Origin of the sequence: Rhodococcus sp. UNC23MFCrub1.1, assembly GCF_000686025.1 — a bacterium.
GTDB lineage: Bacteria > Actinomycetota > Actinomycetes > Mycobacteriales > Mycobacteriaceae > Rhodococcoides.
On record NZ_JMLQ01000001.1, the window covers coordinates 780,073 to 800,009 of the forward strand.

General features: G+C 68.3%; 19 protein-coding genes. 8 read left to right on the forward strand and 11 right to left on the reverse strand.

Going from position 1 to position 19,937, the window contains the following annotated elements:
• Positions 1-74 precede the first annotated feature (74 nt).
• Positions 75-1,337: an alpha-amylase family protein gene (locus BR07_RS0103850; RefSeq protein ID WP_027504300.1), complete on the forward strand. Its 1,263-nt coding sequence runs from the start codon at positions 75-77 to the stop codon at positions 1,335-1,337.
• On the opposite strand, the gene purQ is transcribed toward BR07_RS0103850, so the two are convergent.
• Together purQ and purS are read right to left on the reverse strand one after the other, a co-directional pair.
• On the reverse strand, positions 1,327-2,055 hold the full coding sequence (gene purQ / locus BR07_RS0103855; protein ID WP_051612988.1) for a phosphoribosylformylglycinamidine synthase subunit PurQ: 729 nt from the start codon (positions 2,053-2,055) through the stop codon (positions 1,327-1,329). The two genes, BR07_RS0103850 and purQ, sit on opposite strands and share 11 nt — an antisense overlap.
• Positions 2,034-2,267, reverse strand: a complete 234-nt coding sequence (purS, locus tag BR07_RS0103860) for a phosphoribosylformylglycinamidine synthase subunit PurS (protein WP_027504302.1) — start codon at positions 2,265-2,267, stop codon at positions 2,034-2,036. The genes purQ and purS overlap by 22 nt, the downstream gene beginning before the upstream one ends.
• 89 nt (positions 2,268-2,356) lie before the next feature.
• Here purS and BR07_RS0103865 point away from each other — a divergent pair, with 89 nt between their 5' ends.
• Positions 2,357-3,001 (forward strand): MBL fold metallo-hydrolase, encoded by a 645-nt coding sequence (locus BR07_RS0103865; protein WP_027504303.1) that lies wholly within the window; start codon positions 2,357-2,359, stop codon positions 2,999-3,001.
• Positions 3,002-3,032: 31 nt separating this feature from the next.
• Positions 3,033-3,767, forward strand: coding sequence for an SIMPL domain-containing protein (locus BR07_RS0103870; RefSeq protein WP_027504304.1), 735 nt, complete (start codon positions 3,033-3,035; stop codon positions 3,765-3,767).
• A 19-nt stretch (positions 3,768-3,786) separates the two neighbouring features.
• On the opposite strand, the gene BR07_RS0103875 is transcribed toward BR07_RS0103870, so the two are convergent.
• The gene (locus BR07_RS0103875) at positions 3,787-5,445 is read right to left on the reverse strand and encodes an FAD-binding dehydrogenase (protein ID WP_027504305.1); all 1,659 of its coding nucleotides are present in this window, start codon (positions 5,443-5,445) and stop codon (positions 3,787-3,789) included.
• Between the two features lie 64 nt (positions 5,446-5,509).
• On the opposite strand from BR07_RS0103875, the gene BR07_RS0103880 reads away from it, so the two are divergent.
• Positions 5,510-6,130: a TetR/AcrR family transcriptional regulator gene (locus BR07_RS0103880; RefSeq protein WP_051612989.1), complete on the forward strand. Its 621-nt coding sequence runs from the start codon at positions 5,510-5,512 to the stop codon at positions 6,128-6,130.
• A gap of 12 nt (positions 6,131-6,142) precedes the next feature.
• On the opposite strand, the gene BR07_RS0103885 is transcribed toward BR07_RS0103880, so the two are convergent.
• Positions 6,143-6,724, reverse strand: a complete 582-nt coding sequence (locus BR07_RS0103885) for a helix-turn-helix domain-containing protein (protein ID WP_027504307.1) — start codon at positions 6,722-6,724, stop codon at positions 6,143-6,145.
• A 65-nt stretch (positions 6,725-6,789) separates the two neighbouring features.
• Between BR07_RS0103885 and BR07_RS23190 the strand changes: the two genes are divergently transcribed.
• Together BR07_RS23190 and hglS are read left to right on the forward strand one after the other, a co-directional pair.
• Positions 6,790-8,352: a bifunctional NAD(P)/FAD-dependent oxidoreductase/class I SAM-dependent methyltransferase gene (locus tag BR07_RS23190; protein WP_037184012.1), complete on the forward strand. Its 1,563-nt coding sequence runs from the start codon at positions 6,790-6,792 to the stop codon at positions 8,350-8,352.
• 9 nt (positions 8,353-8,361) lie between these two features.
• Positions 8,362-9,630: a 2-oxoadipate dioxygenase/decarboxylase gene (hglS, locus tag BR07_RS23195; RefSeq protein ID WP_037184015.1), complete on the forward strand. Its 1,269-nt coding sequence runs from the start codon at positions 8,362-8,364 to the stop codon at positions 9,628-9,630.
• Here hglS and BR07_RS0103900 read toward each other — a convergent pair.
• The 3 genes from BR07_RS0103900 to BR07_RS0103910 all read right to left on the reverse strand — a co-directional run bounded on the left by BR07_RS0103900 (position 9,610) and on the right by BR07_RS0103910 (position 12,390).
• Entirely contained in the window at positions 9,610-10,347 is a 738-nt protein-coding gene (locus tag BR07_RS0103900) for a DUF2334 domain-containing protein (RefSeq protein ID WP_027504308.1), read from the reverse strand. The genes hglS and BR07_RS0103900 overlap by 21 nt on opposite strands.
• A 61-nt stretch (positions 10,348-10,408) precedes the next feature.
• The gene (locus tag BR07_RS0103905) at positions 10,409-10,909 is read right to left on the reverse strand and encodes a glutathione peroxidase (RefSeq protein ID WP_027504309.1); all 501 of its coding nucleotides are present in this window, start codon (positions 10,907-10,909) and stop codon (positions 10,409-10,411) included.
• 95 nt (positions 10,910-11,004) lie between these two features.
• Complete coding sequence (locus tag BR07_RS0103910; RefSeq protein WP_027504310.1) at positions 11,005-12,390, reverse strand: cation:dicarboxylate symporter family transporter; 1,386 nt, start codon at positions 12,388-12,390, stop codon at positions 11,005-11,007.
• Between the two features lie 157 nt (positions 12,391-12,547).
• Here BR07_RS0103910 and BR07_RS0103915 point away from each other — a divergent pair, with 157 nt between their 5' ends.
• Both BR07_RS0103915 and BR07_RS0103920 read left to right on the forward strand, forming a co-directional pair.
• Positions 12,548-14,101 carry a sensor histidine kinase gene (locus BR07_RS0103915; RefSeq protein ID WP_027504311.1) on the forward strand — a complete coding sequence of 518 codons (1,554 nt, stop codon included), beginning with the start codon at positions 12,548-12,550 and terminating at the stop codon, positions 14,099-14,101.
• Positions 14,094-14,813, forward strand: coding sequence for a response regulator (locus tag BR07_RS0103920; RefSeq protein WP_037184018.1), 720 nt, complete (start codon positions 14,094-14,096; stop codon positions 14,811-14,813). Before BR07_RS0103915 ends, BR07_RS0103920 begins: the two co-directional genes overlap by 8 nt.
• A gap of 20 nt (positions 14,814-14,833) precedes the next feature.
• Here the strand turns inward: BR07_RS0103920 and BR07_RS0103925 are convergent, their stop codons facing one another.
• The 4 genes from BR07_RS0103925 to BR07_RS0103940 are packed head-to-tail and all read right to left on the reverse strand — an operon-like array spanning position 14,834 to position 19,841.
• Positions 14,834-15,802 (reverse strand): ABC transporter substrate-binding protein, encoded by a 969-nt coding sequence (locus BR07_RS0103925; protein ID WP_027504313.1) that lies wholly within the window; start codon positions 15,800-15,802, stop codon positions 14,834-14,836.
• Positions 15,803-15,842: 40 nt separating this feature from the next.
• Entirely contained in the window at positions 15,843-16,736 is an 894-nt protein-coding gene (locus BR07_RS0103930; protein WP_027504314.1) for an alpha/beta hydrolase, read from the reverse strand.
• Positions 16,737-16,785: 49 nt separating this feature from the next.
• Positions 16,786-18,951, reverse strand: coding sequence for a S9 family peptidase (locus BR07_RS0103935; protein ID WP_027504315.1), 2,166 nt, complete (start codon positions 18,949-18,951; stop codon positions 16,786-16,788).
• A gap of 5 nt (positions 18,952-18,956) precedes the next feature.
• Positions 18,957-19,841, reverse strand: a complete 885-nt coding sequence (locus BR07_RS0103940; RefSeq protein ID WP_027504316.1) for a phosphoribosylaminoimidazolesuccinocarboxamide synthase — start codon at positions 19,839-19,841, stop codon at positions 18,957-18,959.
• Positions 19,842-19,937: the final 96 nt, after the last annotated feature.

Genomic DNA, 19,937 nt, shown 5'->3' on the forward strand with positions numbered 1-19,937 from the left:
CGAATTGTGCGATCCGACAAGCAGACCGTCGCTCGGCGAACCCTCGCCGAGACCGGGAAAAAGGGGGAAATGTGATGCAGGACTGGGTCGATCACGTCATCTGGTGGCAGGTGTACCCCCTCGGGTTCGTCGGCGCCGAGGCCGAGGCAGTGGACCGCATCGAACACCGACTCGACCGGATCGAGGGCTGGTTCGACTACCTCCTCGAGCTCGGGTGCAACGGCCTCGCACTCGGCCCGGTGTTCGCGTCGGAGACCCACGGCTACGACACCGTCGACCATCTCCGCATCGATTCCCGTCTGGGAACCGACAGCGACATGGACGCACTCATCGGTGCGGCACGCGCCAAGGGCATCCGAGTTCTGCTCGACGGCGTCTTCAACCACGTCGGCAGGAGCCACCCGCAGTTCGTTCGTGCGGAGCAGGACGGGCCCGACTCGGACGCGGGGCGGTGGTTCCGTTGGAAGGACGGTCGGCCGCGCACGTTCGAGGGCCACGATCTGCTGGTCGAGTTGAACCATGACGAGCCGGCGGTGCAGGAGCACGTCGCACAGGTCATGACGCACTGGCTCGACCGCGGTGTCGACGGATGGCGGCTCGACGCGGCGTACGCGGTCTCACCGGCCTTCTGGGCGGCGGTGCTCCCCCGTGTGCGAGAGGCACATCCCGACGCCTGGATCGTCGGCGAGATGATCCACGGGGACTACGCGTCGTACGTGCGGGAGTCCGGACTCGACTCGATCACGCAGTACGAGCTGTGGAAGGCGACGTGGAGCGCCCTGAAGGACGCGAACTTCTTCGAGTTCGCCCACGCGCTGGGGCGCCACGACGAGTTGCTGCCCACGTTCGTTCCGGCGACGTTCGTCGGCAACCACGACGTCACCCGGATCGCGTCCACCCTCGACGACGACGATGCCGACATCGCCGCCGCGCTGCTGTTCTTCGTGGCGGGAACGCCGACGGTGTACTACGGCGACGAGCAGGGATTCCGCGGGATCAAGGAGGAGCGGGTGGGTGGCGACGATGCCATCCGACCCGAGTTCCCGGCGACACCCGACGATCTGGCGCCGTACGGATGGCCGCACTACCGGCGCCACCAGGCCCTGATCGCGATGCGGCGACGGTTCCCGTGGCTGCACCGTGCGCACGCCGAGGTGTCCGGACTGGAGAACACCGCGGTCACCCTCACCGCGACGGACGGCACGACGACGCTGGTGCTGTCGGCGAACATCGGCGACGCACCCGTGCCTCGACCGGCCGGAGACATCGTGGCAGCAGCCGACGGAGTGGAGAACGACCTGCGGCCGCACTCCTGGGCGGTGACCGTCAGGCCGTGACGATCGCGTCCAGCGCAGAGTAGAAGATGCCGAGGCCGTCGTCGCTGGGGCCCGTGAGGGCCTCGGTGGCGTGCTCGGGGTGCGGCATGAGTCCCACGATGCGCCCGTCGGCGGACGAGATGCCCGCGATGGACCGCTGCGAACCGTTCGGGTTGTCACCCGAGTAGCGGAACACGACGCGTCCCTCGCCCTCGAGCTCGTCCAGGACCGCCTCGGACGCCTGGAAGCGACCCTCACCGGACTTGAGCGGAACGAGGATCTCGGCGCCCGCCTCGTACCGCGAGGACCACGCCGAGGACGTGCTCTCGACCGTGAGCCACTGATCGCGACACGTGAAGTGGAGGTTGGCGTTCCGGGTGAGGGCGCCGGGCAGGAGTCCGGCCTCGCACAGCACCTGGAAGCCGTTGCAGATACCGAGGACGGGCATGCCGCCCTTCGCTGCGTCGATGACCGCATCCATGACGGGGGCGAAGCGCGCGATGGCGCCGGCGCGCAGGTAGTCGCCGTAGGAGAAACCGCCGGGGACGACGATGGCGTCGACGTTCTTCAGATCTGCGTCGCCGTGCCAGAGACTGACGGCCTCACCACCTGCGAGCGTGACCGCGCGCGAGGCGTCGATGTCGTCCAGCGTGCCTGGGAAGGTGATCACACCGATCCGGGCGGGAAGGCCGGAGGCCGGTCGATGTTCGAGGCGAGTCACAGCCGGGTCACTTTCCATTCCTCGATGACGGTGTTGGCCAGGAAGGTCTCGGCGATCTGGTCGAGAGTCGCATCGTCGACGTCGTCGCCGACCTCGAGCTCGAACCGCTTGCCCTGACGGACGTCGGAGACACCGGCGAAACCGAGTCGCGGCAGCGCCCCGACGATGGCCTGCCCCTGAGGGTCGAGAATTTCCGCTTTGGGCATGACGTCGACAACCACACGGGCCACGTGAGAGCTCCTGAGCTAAGAGGGCAGATCCAGCAGGCACTTTACCCAGTCCCGAACCGCTCCACGAATCCGGCGCATACTGGGGAACCATGGAGCTGACTCACTTCGGACATTCGTGCATTCAGGTGTCGATGGCGGGATCGACGGTGCTGTTCGACCCCGGCGCCTTCTCTCACGGGTTCGAGGGCATCACCGGCCTCGACGCCATCCTGATCACGCACCAGCATGCGGACCACGTCGACACCGATCGGTTGCCGGCGCTCCTCGAAGCCAACCCCGACGCGGCGCTGTACGCGGACCCGCAGACGGCCGACCAGCTCGGAGATCGGTGGACCGCCGTGAACGCGGGAGACGTCTTCTCCATCGGGGGCGTCCAGGTGACGGGTGCGGGCGGCACGCACGCGACGATCCACCCGGACATCCCGCTGATCGACAACATCGCGTATCTCCTCGGCACGCCGGAACAGCCCGGGCAGCTGATGCATCCCGGCGACTCGCTCTTCGTTCCCGACGTGGAGATCGACGTGCTGGCACTTCCCGCAGCGGCCCCGTGGATGAAGATCGGCGAGGGCATCGACTTCCTCCGCGCCGTCTCTCCGCGACTGGCCGTTCCCATCCACCAGGCCATCGTCGCGCCGGACGCGCGCGGCATCTACTACGGCATGCTGTCGGGCCTCGCGGGCGAAGGGACGGAGTTCCGCGCCCTGGAGGAGGAGACGGGCACGTCGCTCTAGACATTCCCGGACCGTCGTGGACACTGACCCGATGACGTGGACCAGGAGTACCTCGAAGGTCATCGGATCTGCCGCCCTGCTGGCCGTCGTGGCGGCGACCGCGGCATGCGGGACCGGGGAGTCCGGTGCGTCGGCCACCGACACACCGCCGGGGATCTCCGTGTCCGGGGTCGGCGAGATCCAGGGCACCCCGGACACTCTCACCGCTCAGATCGGTGTCGAGACGACGGCGGACGACGTGACGACGGCGATCGACGAGGCGAACACCGCGGTGACTGCGGTGACCGAAGCGATCGCCGCTGCCGGAGTGGACCGCGCGGACATCCAGACCCGGCAGGTGTCCATCGACCCGCAGTATGCCGACGGGTTCGGGGGCGGAACCTCCACGATCTCCGGCTACCGGGCGTCGAACATCCTCGGTGTGACCGTGCGCGACCTGTCGCGAGCGTCGGCGGTGCTGGGCGACGCCACCCGCGCAGGTGGGAACGCGACCCGAGTGTCCGGCGTGTCCTTCCGCATCGACGACGATTCCGACCTCATCGCCGACGCTCGGTCACGGGCATTCGCGGACGCTCGCGACCGAGCCGAGCAGTACGCGTCCCTGGCGGGAAGCGATCTCGGCAAGGTCCTGTCGATCACCGAGAACATCACCGGCCAGGAGTCGGCGCCCAGCTTCGACAGAAGCTCCGTCTCGTCCGCGGTGCCGATCGAGCCGGGGCAGCAGACCGTCAGTGTCTCGGTGAACGTGCAGTGGGCGCTGGGATGACTCCCCGGCTGCAGTACACCTAGCGCCGCAGGGCGCGTCCCGCGGCGCGTCCGGAGAAGATGCACCCCCCGAGGAAGGTGCCTTCGAGCGAGCGGTACCCGTGCACACCGCCGCCACCGAAGCCGGCGACCTCGCCGGCCGCGTAGAGCCCCGGGAACGGCGTGCCGTCGGCTCGGAGCACTCGGGAGTTCAGGTCGGTCTGCAACCCGCCCAGCGACTTTCGCGTCAGAAGGTGCAACTTGACGGCGATCAGCGGACCCGCTGCGGCACGCCCGGTCTCGTCGAGCAGCTTGTGCGGTGTGGCGATGCGCGCCAGGCGATCGCCTCGGTAGTTGCGCGCCGCGTGGATCGCCGAGACCGAGAGGTCCTTGCTGAAGTCGTTGTCCATCTCACGATCTCGCGCGACGACCAATTTCTCCACGTCGGCGGCGTCGAGCGTGACGTCACCGATCTTGTTCATTCCGGCGACCAGTTCTGCCACCGTGTCGGCGACGACGAAGTCGACGCCCTTCTGCTTGAAGGCCTCGACGGGGCCGGGTGCGCCGGGACGGACTCGCTCGAGAAGCTTGCGCAGATCGCGGCCGGTCAGATCCGGATTCTGCTCCTGACCGGAGAGTCCGAACTCCTTCTCGATGATCTTCTGATCGAGGAGGAACCACGTGTAGTCGTGTCCCGTCGACACGATGTGTTCGAGAGTGCCGAGCGTGTCGAAGCCGGGGAACAGCGGCGCCGGTAGCTGCTGACCAGACGCGTCGAGCCACAGCGACGACGGACCCGGCAGGATGCGGATGCCGTGGTTCGGCCACACGGAGTCCCAGTTGGTGATGCCCTCCGTGTAGTGCCACATGCGGTCCTCGTTTATGATGTTCCCGCCCGCGGCACGCGAGATCTCCAGCATCCGACCGTCGACGTGCGCCGGTACGCCCGAGAGCATGTGAGAAGGGGTGCGGCCCATGCGCTTCGGCCAGTTCTTCTGCACCAGATCCCAGTTGCCGCCGATGCCGCCGGAGGTCACCAGCACCGCGCCGGCCCGGATCTCGAAGTCCCCCACCACGGTGCGGGACGACGTCACGCCGCGGGCGACGTCGGTCGGCTCCAGGACGGCGCCGCGCACACCGGTCGCGACACCGTCGGTCACCACCACCTCGTCGACCCGGTGCCGGAAGGCGGGGATCACGCTGCCACGGTCGATACCGTCCCGCACGATGCGTTCGAAGATCTCCACCAGTCCCGGCCCGGTACCCCAGGTGAGATGGAATCGCGGCACGGAGTTGCCGTGGCCGGTGGGGCCGTAGCCGCCGCGTTCGGCCCACCCGACGACCGGGAAGATCTTCCAGCCGCGCTCGCGCAACCAGGAGCGCTTCTCCCCCGCCGCGAAGGCGACGTAGGCCTCGGCCCACTGGCGAGGCCACTCGTCCTCGGGACGGTCGAAGCCGGCTGATCCCATCCAGTCCTGCAGGGCGAGTTCGTAGGAGTCCTTGACGCCGAGACGACGCTGCTCCGGGCTGTCCACGAGGAACAGCCCGCCGAACGACCAGAACGCCTGGCCGCCGAGGTTCGCCTCGTTCTCCTGATCGAGCAGGATCACGCGCTTGCCCGCCTCGACCAGTTCCGCTGTCGCGACCAGTCCTGCGAGACCCGCACCGACCACGACGACATCGCACTCTCGTATCCCCATGACCTCACCGTATACGTCGAACCACGTTTTCGATACCGTCGGTATCGAGCGGTACTCTTCACGAGTGAGCACCCCCGACCCGAACATCACCGAGCCGACCACGCGCCCCCCTCGCAGCGAGGTTCGCGAGCGGATCATCGCGTCCGCGATGACGGAGTTCGGTCGACGCGGGTACGCCGACGCCACGCTCGACGCCATCGCCGAGCAGGCCGGGTTCACCAAGGGCGCGGTCTACTCGAATTTCGGTTCCAAGGAGGGGCTGTTCTACGAGCTGATGGACCGGCAGGTGCTCGGTCGGGCGCGGATGTCGGTCGACCTGCTCGCCGAGCTCCCCTCCGACCTGCGGGAAGCCCAGCGGGTGCTGAGTACCCGTCTCACGGAGGCGATCTCGAACAATCGCGACTGGCATCTGCTGTTCATGGACTACTGGTCGAGGGCCCTTCGCGATCCCGAGGTGGGTGCCCGCTTCGCCCAGCACCGGGCGCAGCTCCGGGCGGCGGTCACCGACGCCGTCGTCAGCGTCACCGAGAGCTCCGGAGCGACGTTGCACGTTCCCGCGGAGTGGGTCACGTTCGTCATCCTGGCACTCAGCAACGGTCTGGCCGTCGAGGAACTCGCCCAGCCGGGCATCGTGCCCCCGCAACTGATGGGCGAGGTCGTCGGGCGCCTCCTGCACATCCCCTGACCACGAAGGTTCTCAGCGCCCCGAATACGTCGCCTTCACGTGCATCCGTTCGCCCTGCGGTCCGAAGATTCCCAGGTACTCGACGGGCCGGCGGTCGGCGCTGCCGAACCAGTGCGGAAGGTGAGTGTCGAATTCGGCCACCTCACCCGGACCCAGCACCAGGTCCTTGTCGCCCAGGATGAGTCGTAGCTTCCCGTTCAGCACGTAGATCCAGTGATAACCCTCGTGAGACCCCAACCGCGGGTTCTCCTCGTAGCGATCTCCGGGGACGATCTGCTTGAACGCCTGCAACCCGCCCGCCCGGCGCGTCAGCGGGACGACGGTGACGCCGTTCGTCGTGACCGGCGTGAACTGCACCCGCGGATCTCCGGTCTCGGGGGCGTCGACGATGTCGTCCAAGGGAACGTCGTACACCTTGGCCAACGGCAGCAACAGCTCGAGGCTGGGCTTGCGTTGCCCCGATTCGAGCCGGGAGAGCGTGCTCACCGGGATGCCCGTGCGATCGGACACCGCGGCCAGGGTCACGTCCGCCGCGACGCGGAGAGCGCGCAGGCGCGGACCGATCGCACTGATCACACCGTCGAAGTCGTCCATACCTCATATTGCAGTTTCGGCAAATATGTTTGTCAAATCCGCAGACTCGGGCGCACAGTGTCCGCATGACCTCACACCACCACGTCGACGCCGACGTCATCGTCCTCGGCGGCGGGTCCGCCGGACTGTCCGCCGCACTCATGCTCGGCCGCGCCCGCCGGCGAGTCCTGGTTCTGGACAACGGAACTCCTCGCAACGCGCCCGCGTCACACATGCACGGCGTGCTGGGTAGGGACCACACCTCGCCGCTCGACTACCTGAAGAACGGCCGAGCCGACCTCGAGCGGTACGACGTCACGATCGTCGACGCCACGGTCACCGCACTCGGCGGTCACGTCGGGCACTTCTCCGCGACCACGGACGACGGACGCGCCTTCTCGGCGCGGCGCATCGTGGTGACGACCGGACTCACCGATCTGCTCCCGCCCGTCGACGGTCTGGCGGAACGCTGGGGTCGGGACGTCGTGCAGTGCCCCTACTGCGACGGGTGGGAGATCCAGGATCACCGCATCGGCGTCCTGAGCACCGGGCCGTTCAGCATCCATCACGCCTCGATGTGGCGGCAGTGGACAGAGAACCTGACCTTCTTCACCGACGGCGGACCTCTGGCGGACGAGGATCGCGAGAAATTCACCGCGCGCGGCATCGAGATCGTCGAGCAGAAGGTCACCTCGGTGCTCACCGGGGAGGATCGCCTCCGTGCTGTCGGGCTGGCCGACGGGACCGAGGTCGCGGTCGACGCTCTCGCCGTGGGACTGCGCTTCACCGCTCGCAGTGAACTTCTCGGATCGCTCGGCCTCACCACAGTGCCGCACGCGACCGGACTCGGCGACGTCGTCGAGGTCGATTCCTTCGGAGCCACCACCGTGGCGGGAGTGTGGGCGGCGGGCAACGTCACCGACCCGTCGGCCACGGTCATCGCCTCCACCGCGCAGGGAGCCCTCGCTGGCGCTCACGTCAACGCGAACCTCATCGCCGAGGAGTTCGACCAGGCGGTCCAGGCAGGGCGCCCCCGGCCGACACTGGACGGGCACTTCTGGGACGAGTTGTACCGGGAGTCGGACAAGCGGTGGAGCGGCAATCCCAACCCGACACTGGTCCAGTACGCGGAGCACCTCTCCCCCGGGCGCGCCGTCGACGTCGGATCGGGTGAAGGCGCCGACGCCGTGTGGCTGGCGGAACGCGGCTGGACCGTCACCGGCGTCGACATCTCCGGGGTGGCCGTCGAGCGGGCACGCGGACTGCACGACGGTGTGACGTGGCTGGCCAGCGACCTGCTGACCGACCCGCTGCCGCCGCACTCCACGGATCTGCTGACGCTGCACTACTTCGGCATCCTGCGGTCCGGGCCGGCGGACGGGCTCGCGCGCCTCGTCGACACCGTCGCTCCCGGCGGGACGCTGCTCATGGTCGGCCACACCCCGTCGCCCGGACACCGCTGGGCAGGGTTCGATCCGTCGGACTTCCACAGCCCCCACTCCGTCGCCGAGTCCCTCGACCCCGCCGAGTGGACCGTCACGGTCGACGAGACGCGTCCACGACTGGTGGAGGCAGCACCCGGAACCCCCCACGTCTCCGACGACATCCTGGTGGCCGTCCGGGTGCCGGAACGGGTCGGACAGCGATAGCGTCGTCGCATGATCCCGGCGTCCGATCTCCGCGCTCGTTTCGCAGTCGCCCTCTCGGCGATGTACGGCCGTGAGGTCCCGGCGTACACGACGCTGGTGGAGGTGGCGACCGCGGTGAACGCGGACGTGGTGGCCCGTGAGGGTGCCGAGGCCGAGCGCCTCGGCACCCTCCACCGCGTCACGGCGGAACGGCACGGAGCCGTCCGGGTGGGGACCGTCGCCGAGTTGCGCGACGTGGCACGACTGTTCGGGGGATTCGGCATGCACCCCGTCGGCTTCTACGATCTGCGTGACGCCGCCACCCCGATACCGGTGGTGTCCACGGCGTTCCGGCCCGTGGACTCGATCGAGTTGGCCCGCAACCCGTTCCGGGTGTTCTGCTCCATGCTCGTCGTCGACGACCGCAGATTCTTCACCGCCGATCTGGAGCGGCGACTCACGAACGTACTCGAGGCGCGCACGCTCGTCCCGCCCGACCTGGTGCGCCTCGCGGTCCGAGCCGCCGAGGACGGCGGGTTACCGGAACCGGAGGCCACCACGCTCGTCGACGGTGCCGTCGCCGTCTTCGAACTCGGCACGGAGCCGGTCGATCGCGCCTGGTACGACGAGCTCGAAGCCGTGTCGTCGGTGGCCGCGGACATCGGCGGGGTGCCGTCGACGCACATCAACCACCTGACGCCGCGGGTGCTCGACATCGACGACCTGTACCGCCGCATGGCCGAGCGCGGTATCGAGATGATCGACAGGATCCAGGGACCCCCTCGGTGGGCCGGACCGCCGGTGCTGTTGCGACAGACGTCGTTCCGCGCTCTCGCCGAACCTCGACTCTTTCGCGACGCGTCCGGTGCCACGTTCTCCGATCGGCTCCGCGTGCGCTTCGGTGAGGTGGAGGCACGGGGCGTCGCCCTCACCCGCCGCGGCCGGGAGGTGTACGACACCGCGATGGCGCGGGTGGACGGCCTCTCCGACGAGGCCGCTGCCCGGGAGTGGGCGCAGCACTTCCCCGGCACCGATCAGGAGATGGCGGAGCGAGGACTGGCCTACTACCTTCGCACGCCGGACGGGCTCGAACCCGTTGTCTACGAGGACTTCCTGCCCGCGTCTGCCGCGGGCATCTTCCGGTCGAACCTCACCTCGGACGGCGCCGTGGACACCGATGCCGAGGGAACGAGCTGGTCGGCGGAGTCCCTGTCCGAGGCCCTCGGGATGCCGATCGCGGATCCCTACGACCTGTACGACGCGCAGGTCGCGGCCGGGTCAGGCGACAGCGGTGCGTGAGCGCGGAACCCACTCGTAGCGGGCCGACGTCGCACCGTGGAAGCGCGCCAGGTCCACCGCGTCGAGCATGGCGGCACGGGGGCCGGGACGGCCGAGCTGCTTGGCGCTCACCGACAGTCGCACCACGCCGCCGCGGCGAGCCGTACGGCCGGCACCCATGACGAGCGCGCGGCACCACCACGGTTCCGTGGACCCGGGCTCCCAGACGTAGCCACCGGATCCGGTGCCGAAGCCCTCACCGATACCGTGGACCCGACCGCGCACCGTGGTTCCCCGCTCGAGGTCCTGGATGCCGGCGAGCCCGGCGAAGACGCGGAACCCGACCGTGGGAAGGGCGGACACCGCACCCGGTGAGGCGACCCAGCGGGGCGGTGCGAACACGCGGGTGCGCATGCCGATCTCCTCCATGACCCGGTCCGCGGCGCGCAACCGCAGCTGCGCCTCGTGAGCGGGGAGGGTCGCGAACTCGGCGCGACGCCGCTTGGTGGCCGCCTGGTCGTATCCGTGCAAGACCAGTGCGTCTCCGTGATCGCGGCGCATGCGCAGCCAGTCCTGCGTCTCGGTGTCGCGCGTGAGGCGGTACTTGTCCTTCAACCGCGGGGCCACGAGAAGCGACAACTCGATGTCGCGGCGATCCATCTCCGCGGCGAACTCGGCGGCGGCGTCGCGGGTCTCGTCGCGGATACCGGACACGGACACGATCAGACGTGCACTCATGAAGAAACCGTCGCACACCGAGGTGTACGACGGTCTCGTCCCGCGTGAACGCCGGGCGACGTCAGAGAGTCGGAACGGGCAGCACCTTGTCGATCGCCGCGAGAACCTCGGGGGCGTCCGGTTCGGTGCGGGGGCGGAATCGGCCCACGACCTCGCCGTCCGGCGAGACGAGGAACTTCTCGAAGTTCCACTGCACGTCCCCCGCGTTCCCCTCGGAGTCCGCGGTCTGCGTCAGGATCTCGTAGAGCGGGTGCCGGTTCTCGCCGTTGACGTCGACCTTCTCCATCAGCGGGAAGGTGACGTCGTACGTCGTGGAGCAGAACGTCTCGATCTCCTCGGCCGAGCCGGGCTCCTGGCCACCGAACTGGTTGCAGGGAACGCCCACGACCGAGAGTCCGCGGTCCGCGTACTCGCGGGCCAGCTTCTCCAGCGTCGTGTACTGCGGGGTCAGGCCACACTTCGAGGCGACGTTGACCACGAGCACCGCGCGGCCGCTGTACTCCTCGAGCGAGGTGGGAGCGCCGCCGAGAGTGCTGATGCCGACGTTCTGCAGTTCTGTCATGGGCTCACAGTACCGGCCGGTAACCCGTGAGCACGAGAGCGGGCGCACCCTCCCTGTGTGGAGGATGCGCCCGCTCTCGGTCGGTGCGTGCGGTGCTAGTTCTTCACGAGGTCGGGCTTGGCTTCCGGATCGCGGGCCTCTCCGTGTCCGTCGTCCACCATCGTGGTCTCGTCGAACGGGAGCTTGCCGGCGAGGACGTCCTTGACGCGCTCGTTGTCGATGGTCTTCGTCCAGGTGCCGACCAGCATCGTGGCGACGGCGTTGCCCGAGAAGTTGGTGACGGCGCGAGCCTCGGACATGAACCGGTCGATGCCGACGATGAGGCCGATGCCGTCGAGCAGCTCGGGGCGGTGGCTCTGCAGACCACCGGCGAGCGTGGCGAGTCCGGCGCCGGAGACGCCGGCCGCGCCCTTGCTGGCGATGATCATGAAGACGAGCAGCGAGATCTGCTCGCCGAGTCCGAGCGGGTTGCCCATGGCGTCGGCGATGAAGATCGAGGCCATCGTCAGGTAGATCGCGGTGCCGTCGAGGTTGAAGGAGTAGCCGGTGGGGACGACGACGCCGACCGTGGTGCGCTGCACTCCGACGTGCTCCATCTTGGCGATGAGGCGCGGCAGGGCCGACTCGGAGGACGAGGTGGCGACGATGAGCAGGTACTCACGGGCCAGGTACTTGACCAGCTTGAAGATCGAGACGCCGGAGACGAAGCGCAGGATCGTGCCGAGGATGCCGAAGACGAAGATGGTGCAGGTCAGGTAGAAGGCCAGCATGAGGGTGGCCAGCTGGACCACGGCCTCGAAGCCGGTGTCACCGACGACCTTGGCGATGGCGCCGAAGGCACCGATCGGGGCGAGCCACAGGATGCCGGCCAGGATGCGGAAGACGAGCTTCTGGATCGAGCCGATGCCGCGGAGGATGCCCTCACCCTGCTTGCCCATGGCCTGCAGGCCGAAGCCGACGAGCAGCGCGACGAAGAGGGTCTGCAGCACGCTGCCCTCGGTGAGCGACGACAGCAGCGACGTCGGGATGATTCCCTGGATGAAGTCGAGCGTGCCGCCGGCACCTTCCGCGGTCTCGACGAGCTTGCCGACAGCGCCGGAGTTCGGCTCGATGTTCAGGCCGGTTCCCGGCTGGATCAGGTTGCCGACCACCATGCCGATGGCGAGGGCGAAGGTGGACATCGTGATGAAGTAACCGAGGGCGAGGCCGCCGACCTTGCCGACGCTGGCCGCGGCCTTGACCGACCCGATGCCGAGCACGATGGTGCAGAAGATGACCGGGCTGATCATCATCTTGATCAGATCGACGAACATGGTGCCCAGCACGCCGAGGCTCGACCCGACCTCGGGTGCGACGAGACCGACGATGACACCGCCGATCACGGCGATGATCACGGCGATGTAGAGCCAGTGGGTCTTGTCCCGCTTCTTCTTGGGCGGCGGGGTCGCGTCGTACGGTTCGGCGTCGATGCTGGCGGTCATGGTTGTCCTTACGATCGTGGCGTGAGGTGGATCACGCTTGTCTGAATGGAATGGTGGTCCATGAGCGTGACCCGAGTCACCAATGAGTTCATTTCGTTCATGTGTACAGCGGTCACGCTCACGTCGTGAGCAGAACAGTCGAACCCGGAGGAACCCCGTGAGCAGCACGAACACCCGGCGTCGCCGCAGTGTGGCGCGGCAGCTCCTCGTCGGCCAGCTCGCGGTCGTGGTGCTCCTCGTGACGCTCGGCGGCGCTCTCGCCCTCGTCGACGCCCGCCGGGACAGCGACGAGAGCATCCGCCGGGAGGTCGTCGACATCGCCGTCTCGATCGCGACTGCCCCGTCCACGGTGACCGCACTCGCGAGTGCGGATCCCACAGCCGCGCTGCAACCGGTGACCGAGCGCGTGCGCATCGCGACGGGGATGGACTTCATCGTCGTCATGTCGCCCGACCGCACGCGTTTCACCCACACCACCACCGAGCTGATCGGCGGGCAGTTCACGGGCACGATCGACCGGGCGCTCGCCGGCGAGACGTTCACCGAGACGTACCGCGGATCTCTGGGACCGTCGATCCGCGCCGTCACGCCCGTGCTCGACGACGGCCGCGTCGTGGGGCTCGTCTCCGCCGGGGTCACCCGCCAGAAGATCTCCAGTCAGTTCGTCGCCGGGCTCCCGGCAGTCCTCGGCATCATCGCGGCGGCACTCGGCGTGGCCCTCGCGGCGTCGTATCTACTCAATCGGCGGCTCAGTCGTCAGACCCTCGGGCTCGCGCCCGACGAGCTGCGCAGCATGTACGAGCACCACGATGCCGTCCTGCACTCCATCGGCGAGGGGCTGGTGGTGTGGGGCGACGACTCGGAGGCGGAGCTGGTCAACGACGAGGCGCGGCGGCTGCTGGACCTGCCCGAGGGTCCCGTGACGCGCGAGCGCCTTCCGGAATCGCTGCGCGGACTGGGCGACACCGCCGTTCGCGACGAGATGCACCTGACGACGACGCGTGTCCTCGTGGTGACCCAGGACCCCGTCCTGCACGGGTCCCGCCGGCTCGGGACGGTGACCGTGCTGCGCGATCACACCGAATTGCAGCGTGTCATGGGCGAACTCGACTCGATGACATCCTTCGCCGAGTCGCTGCGCTCGCAAGCGCACGAGTCGGCGAACCGTCTCCACACCGTCATCACGATGGTCGAACTCGGCCGCACCGAGCAGGCGGTCGAGTTCGCCACCCAGGAACTCGAGCTGTCGCAGAACCTCATCGACCGGCTCATGAGCACGGTGCAGGAACCCGCGGTCGCAGCACTGTTGCTGGGCAAGGTGAGCCAGGCCGCCGAGCAGGGCGTCGAGCTCACGGTCACCGAGGACACCGCCCTCACCGACACCGAGTCCTTCGACCGACGCGAATTGGTCACTCTCGCCGGAAATTTGATAGACAATGCGATCGATGCAGCGAAGCAGTCGGACGAGCCGTGGGTGGAGGTGACCGTGCGCGAGAGCGAGACGGACCTCGTGATCCAGGTGGCGGACAGTGGACCGGGAATGGACGCGGACGCCCTGGCGAGAGCACGGACCCGCGGTTACTCCACCAAGTCCGGCTCGCGGGGCCTCGGTCTCGCGCTGGTCACCCAGGTGGTCGAACGCCATCACGGGACCCTGACGTCGGAGACGACCTACGGATCGGTCGTCACCGCGAGCATCCCGCATGAGTGAGGCACCCGGTCCCGACGACACCACCATCCGCGTGCTGATCGTCGAGGACGAACCCCTGATCGCGGAAGCCCATTCGAGCTACGTCGGTCGTGTCCCCGGCTTCACCGTGGGTGCGATGGTGCACACCGCGTCGGGCGCCATGCGCGCGGCGTCCAAGGCCATCGCCGACGGGTCGCCGTTCGATCTGGTCCTGCTCGACATCGGGCTGCCGGACGCCAACGGCATCGACGTCGCCGCCGCACTCGGTGGACTGCGCCCCGGACCCGACGTCATCGCCATCACCTCCGAGCGCGACCTCGCCGTCGTGCGCAACGCCGTCGCGCACGGGGTGGTGCTGTACCTGCTCAAGCCCTTCACCTTCGCGGCGTTCCGGGACAAGCTGGAACGATACGGCGAGTTTCGCAGCGCCCTGCGCGACGGCGAGTCGGCGGTGAGTCAACGCGACATCGACCGCGCCATGGCCTCTCTGCGCACCGCGGACGAGCGCGCCGCCTCCCCCAAGGGCATCGCTCCGGCGACACTCACCGAGATCTCGAACAGCGTGCGGGCACAGCCCGAGGGACTCGGGGCCTCCGAGGCAGCCAAGGCCGTCGGCGTCTCCCGGGTGACGGCGTGGCGCTATCTCGAACGGCTCGCCGACGACGGGCTCGTCGAGCGGCACACCGAGTACGGCAGGGCCGGACGGCCCCAGGTGCGGTACCGCTGGCGGTGACCGCCTGACGACGGGTGCGGTCAGAATGTCGGGACGATGGTCTCGACCGCCCACGCGAGACCGAGCGGGGACGGGAACGCGATCGACTGCGCCTCGGTGGGAGCGAGCGGCACGTAGTCGCCCCGTTGCACCGCAGACAGAGCCGAGACGCCGGGAAGTGCCCGGAACTCGTCGAGAGCGGCCGGCGGACCCGTGGCGATGACGAGGTCAGCGTCGTTGTTCGACAGGTCCTCGTAGGTGATCTGCGCCCGTCCCGGAATGGAGCTGGTCGGCAACGTCGTCGCGTGATCGGTGGGCCGCATCCCGAGGGCGTCGAGGAACTGTGCACCGGCGTCGTCGACGGAGTTCACGACGTACACACTGCCGTCGGCCGGACCGACGAAGAACGTGAACGTGCGGCCCGCGAAACCGGGATTCGCCTCGGCCGCAGCGGCTATCGTCGATTCGGTCTCCTCGATCACGCGCTCGCCGTCGTCGCCGCGACCGAGCGCGCCCGCGATGGTCCGCGTGGCCTCCTGCCACGTCTCCGCCGACGGTGTGCTCGCGTAGTGCACGACGGGTGCGAGTGCGGACAACTGGTCGTAGCGGGTGTCGAGTCCGAACGCCTTGGTGCCCACGATCAGATCCGGTTCGTAGGACAGCACGTCCTCGACCGACAGATCGGCGTTGGCGCCCTGCAGGAAAGCGGGAGCGTCCTTCCCAGCGATCGCTGCCTCGGTCCACGGCTGGAATCCCGACTCGGCCGTCGCGCGGGCGGTCGCCACGGGGGTCACCCCCAAGGACAGCAGGATGTCCGCGTCGGTCCACGACAACGCGACGACGCGTGTCGGTTCGCTCTCGACGACAGCGGATCCGAGTGCCCCGTCGACGGTGATCGGAAAGGACGACGCATCGTCCACAGCCTGCGACGACGCCGCCCCGGTGGGCTCGCCCGAGGAACATCCCGCGAGCGCGACGGCGACGATCAGGGCGACGAGAATTCTTCGCATACCGGACGATCTTAAGGTCCGGTAGTTCCCCGCGGGGGTGCTACGTCAGCGGGACCGTGCGCTCCAGGAACGCGATCTGATCGGCCACCACGTGCTCGAACGGGTCGCCGACATAGATCTCGAAGTGGCCGTACGGGTACACCTCGATCTGTCCGCGAGGCGCCTTCGCCGCGTGGCGCAGGGTCGCCTTCGTCGGTGCGACGGTGTCCGGATCGCACACGCAGAACAGCACCGGCGCGGTGATCTTCTTCGCCGCCCGGCCAGGGAAGTACCGGGTGATGGCGAGTGCGAACCGAGCCGCCACCTCGTTGGAGAAGGCGGAACCGGGGGGCTGCAGACCGAGGTACCCGTCGAGCGCATCGGTGCTGGCCATCAGTGCGACACCACGGTGTTCCGCGGCGAGCGGCACCATCACGGGAGGCTTGCCCCGGAGCGATCCGACGATGTCCCGGACGGCGAGCGGGGTGATCCTGAGCGTCGTGCTCAGCGGCGTGGCCAGGGCCGACGCGAGCCCGTCGGTGAACGGGCACTGGGAGATCACCGCGGCGACCCGGCCGTCCCGAGCGGCGGCCTCGAGGACGTGGCCACCGCCGAACGAGGAACCCCACAGCACCACTCGGGTCGGATCGATCCCGTCGATCGTGCGGGCGTGCGCGATGGCCGACGCCCAGTCCTCGAGTTGGAGCCCGATGTCGAGGAGCTGCCGTGGCTCGCCGCCACTGGCGCCGAAGTGGCGGTAGTCGAACACCAGGCACGCGTAGCCGACAGCGGTGAACCGTTCGGCGTACGCGTCGAGCCGCATCTCGCGGACACCGCCCAGACCGTGGGCCAGGACGACGATCGGCTGCCGCTCGCTCGGTGTGGCCGGACGGTACAGCCACGCCGCACAGGTGGCGTCCCCGGACACGAACTCGACATCACGACGTTCACTCACTGCGGCCCCCGACCGTCATTCGCTGCAGTCCACCCCCCGGCGAACGCCGTCAGCTTGCCGTATCGCGGCCACCCGTGGCAATCGCACCCGTGCGTTCGATCACCCACGCGTACTCGAAGGCGATCTCCTTCCACTTCTCGTATCGCCCGCTGACCCCGCCGTGCCCGGCACTCATCTCGGTCTTCAGCAGAATCGGCTCGCTGCCGGTGTTCTTCACCCGCAGAGCGGCGATCCACTTCGCGGGTTCGACGTAGAGCACGCGCGTATCGTTGATCGAGGTGATGGCCAGGACGGCCGGATAGTCCTTCTCCGCCACGTTCTCGTACGGGCTGTACGACTTCATGTAATCGTAAACGTCCTTGTCCTCCAGCGGGTTTCCCCACTCGTCCCACTCGATCACCGTGAGCGGCAGCGACGGGTCGAGAATGGACGTGAGCGGATCCACGAACGGCACGTTGGCGAGGATGCCCGCGAACAGTTCGGGTGCGAGGTTGGCCACCGCTCCCATGAGGAGCCCGCCCGCGCTGCCACCGTCGGCCACCAGACGATCGGGAGACGTCACCCCGGTGTCGATCAGATGCCGTGCGCACGAGACGAAGTCGGTGAACGTGTTCTTCTTGTGCAGCATCTTGCCGCCCTCGTACCAGAGGCGGCCCATCTCCCCGCCGCCGCGCACGTGCGCGATGACGAACACGATGCCCCGATCGAGCAGGGACAGTCTCGACACCGAGAAGCCCGGGTCCATGCTCGCCTCGTACGAGCCGTACCCGTACAGCAGCGTCGGCGCGCCGCCCTCGGACACCTCGACGTCGACGCGCTTGATCACCGAGAGCGGCACTCGCGTGCCGTCCTCCGCCGTCGCCCACTCCCTGGTCTGGGTGTACCGCGTCGGGTCGAAATCGCCGAGCACCGGCTGCGACTTGCGCAGGATGCGCTCGCCAGAGGCCAGGTCGTAGTCGTAGACGCGCGAGGGCGTGATGAACGAGGTGTAGCCGAAACGCAGCAGCGGTGCGTCCCACTCCGGATTCGAGCCGAGACCCACCGAGAACAGTTCCTCGTCGAACTCGAGCTCGTGACGCTCGCCGTAGCCGCTGTCGAGCAGTGGCCACAAGGCCATGCGCGGCACGGCTTCCCGGCGGTACGACAGCACCAGGTGGTGCGCGAACGCGTCGACGTCCTCGAGCCGCACGTCGTCGGCGTGCTCGAGGAGAATCGTCATGTCCGACGGGTCCTCCACCGGCGCGTCGGCCAGGACGAAGTTCTCCGCCTTCACTCCGTCGACGACGTCGTTGTGCAGGATCAGGAACCGGTCGCGGCCCGCGACCACGGCGTGCTCCGCGCTGTACTCGACGCCGTCCCTGCGCGGCAGGATCACGTGGAACTCGCCCGTCGGATCCTGCGCGTCGAGGTACCAGCCCTCGGTGGTGACCTTCGACCCCACCCAGATCACGAGGTACTTCTCGCTGCGCGTGAATCCGAAACTGACCCAGTAGGACTCGTCCGGCTCGTGGAAGACCACCACGTCCTCGGACGTGGGCGACCCGATCCGGTGTCGCCACACCTTGTCCGGACGCCACGAGTCGTCCACGGTCTGATAGAAGAGGTACTGCTGATCGGCGGACCAGGTCGCTCCGGGAGCGGTCTGCTCGATCTCGTCCGGGAACAGCTCCCCGGTACGAAGATCCTTGATGCGCAACGTGTACCGCTCGTCGCCGGCCGTGTCGACGGAGTACGCGAGCAGGTGTCCGTCGTCGCTCAGGGAGAATGCGCCGAGCGAGAAGAAATCGTGTCCTTCTGCCAGCACGTTGGCGTCGAGGACGATCTCCTCGCCGGGGACCTCGACACCCGGTTCGAGCGCGGGCGGCGTCCAGTCGTCCACCGAGGCGACCGGGCAGCGGCACTGCATGCCGTAACTCTTGCCCTCGAGCGTGCGCCCGTAGTACCACCAGAGTCCGCGGCGGGTGGGCACCGACAGGTCGGTCTCCTGTGTGCGCGACTTGATCTCGTCGAAGATCGCCGTGCGCAGCGGCTCCAGGTGGGCCGTCTGCGCCTCGGTGTAGGCGTTCTCCGCCTCGAGGTACGCGACGACCTCGGGATCCGACTTCTCCCGCAACCACTCGTACGGGTCCACGACGACGTCACCGTGGTGTGTGCGCGTGTGCGGAACGGTCTTGGCGATCGGTGGTGTCGTCTGCTGTGCGTCGTGCGTCTGCATGTCGGTCACGGTCGTACCCAATCGTCGAAGGAGAGACCCGAGAGTCGTTCGTACGCCTCGACGTAACGCGACCGGGTGCGGTCGGCGATGTCGTCGGGCAGCGGCGGGGGCGGTGCGTCGCCGTGGCGGTCCCATCCGGACTCACCGGTCAGCCAGTCCCGGACGAACTGCTTGTCGAAACTCGGCTGCGCCTGCCCCTCGGTGTAGCCGTCGAGCGGCCAGTACCGGGACGAATCGGGAGTCAGCACCTCGTCGGCGAGGACCACCTCGCCGTCGTCGTCGACACCGAACTCGAACTTGGTGTCGGCGAGGATGATTCCGCGTCCGGCGGCGAACTCCGCGGCGCGCGCGTAGATGTCGAGCGTCGCCGAGCGCAGCTTGTCCGCCGTGTCGGCTCCGACCAGGGCGACCACGGAATCGAAGTCGATGTTCTCGTCGTGATCGCCGATCGCCGCCTTGCTGGCGGGGGTGAAGATCGGCTCCGGGAGCTTGCTCGCCTCGGTGAGACCGTCCGGGAGCGGAACGCCGCACACCGCACCCGTCTCCCGATAGTCGAGCAGCCCGGACCCGGTGAGGTAGCCACGGGCGACACACTCGACCGGTGCCATGCGCAGCGCGCGCACCACCAGCGCGCGGCCGAGCACCTCCTGCGGGATCCGCGGATCCTCCGCGTCTCCGGCGAGGTGATCTCGCACGCCGAGAGTGTCGAAGAAGAACACGCTCATCGCGGTGAGCACGCGACCCTTGTCAGGAATGGGCGTCGACAGCACGTGGTCGTACGCGGAGATGCGGTCGCTCGCCACCAGTAGCAGATGGTCGTCGTCGATGCGATACAGGTCGCGGACCTTGCCGGCCGCCAGATGGGGATACTGCGAGAGAGAGGGGCGCACGACGTTCGAGCGTAGTCGTGCCGCGCATCGCGGTGGTGGCGGTGTCTGGCAGTGTTCGGAGGGACCCTCGGTACCGAGGCGAACGAAGGAGCGTGG

What these genes read in the sequence shown, in the direction of transcription:
- BR07_RS0103850 (WP_027504300.1), top strand. Translation starts at nt 75, where the DNA reads ATGCAGGACTGGGTCGATCACGTCATCTGGTGGCAGGTGTACCCCCTC.
- purQ (WP_051612988.1), bottom strand. Translation starts at nt 2,055, where the DNA reads ATGGAAAGTGACCCGGCTGTGACTCGCCTCGAACATCGACCGGCCTCC.
- BR07_RS0103865 (WP_027504303.1), top strand. Translation starts at nt 2,357, where the DNA reads ATGGAGCTGACTCACTTCGGACATTCGTGCATTCAGGTGTCGATGGCG.
- BR07_RS0103870 (WP_027504304.1), top strand. Translation starts at nt 3,033, where the DNA reads ATGACGTGGACCAGGAGTACCTCGAAGGTCATCGGATCTGCCGCCCTG.
- BR07_RS0103875 (WP_027504305.1), bottom strand. Translation starts at nt 5,445, where the DNA reads ATGGGGATACGAGAGTGCGATGTCGTCGTGGTCGGTGCGGGTCTCGCA.
- BR07_RS0103885 (WP_027504307.1), bottom strand. Translation starts at nt 6,724, where the DNA reads ATGGACGACTTCGACGGTGTGATCAGTGCGATCGGTCCGCGCCTGCGC.
- BR07_RS23190 (WP_037184012.1), top strand. Translation starts at nt 6,790, where the DNA reads ATGACCTCACACCACCACGTCGACGCCGACGTCATCGTCCTCGGCGGC.
- hglS (WP_037184015.1), top strand. Translation starts at nt 8,362, where the DNA reads ATGATCCCGGCGTCCGATCTCCGCGCTCGTTTCGCAGTCGCCCTCTCG.
- BR07_RS0103900 (WP_027504308.1), bottom strand. Translation starts at nt 10,347, where the DNA reads ATGAGTGCACGTCTGATCGTGTCCGTGTCCGGTATCCGCGACGAGACC.
- BR07_RS0103905 (WP_027504309.1), bottom strand. Translation starts at nt 10,909, where the DNA reads ATGACAGAACTGCAGAACGTCGGCATCAGCACTCTCGGCGGCGCTCCC.
- BR07_RS0103910 (WP_027504310.1), bottom strand. Translation starts at nt 12,390, where the DNA reads ATGACCGCCAGCATCGACGCCGAACCGTACGACGCGACCCCGCCGCCC.
- BR07_RS0103920 (WP_037184018.1), top strand. Translation starts at nt 14,094, where the DNA reads ATGAGTGAGGCACCCGGTCCCGACGACACCACCATCCGCGTGCTGATC.
- BR07_RS0103925 (WP_027504313.1), bottom strand. Translation starts at nt 15,802, where the DNA reads ATGCGAAGAATTCTCGTCGCCCTGATCGTCGCCGTCGCGCTCGCGGGA.
- BR07_RS0103935 (WP_027504315.1), bottom strand. Translation starts at nt 18,951, where the DNA reads ATGCAGACGCACGACGCACAGCAGACGACACCACCGATCGCCAAGACC.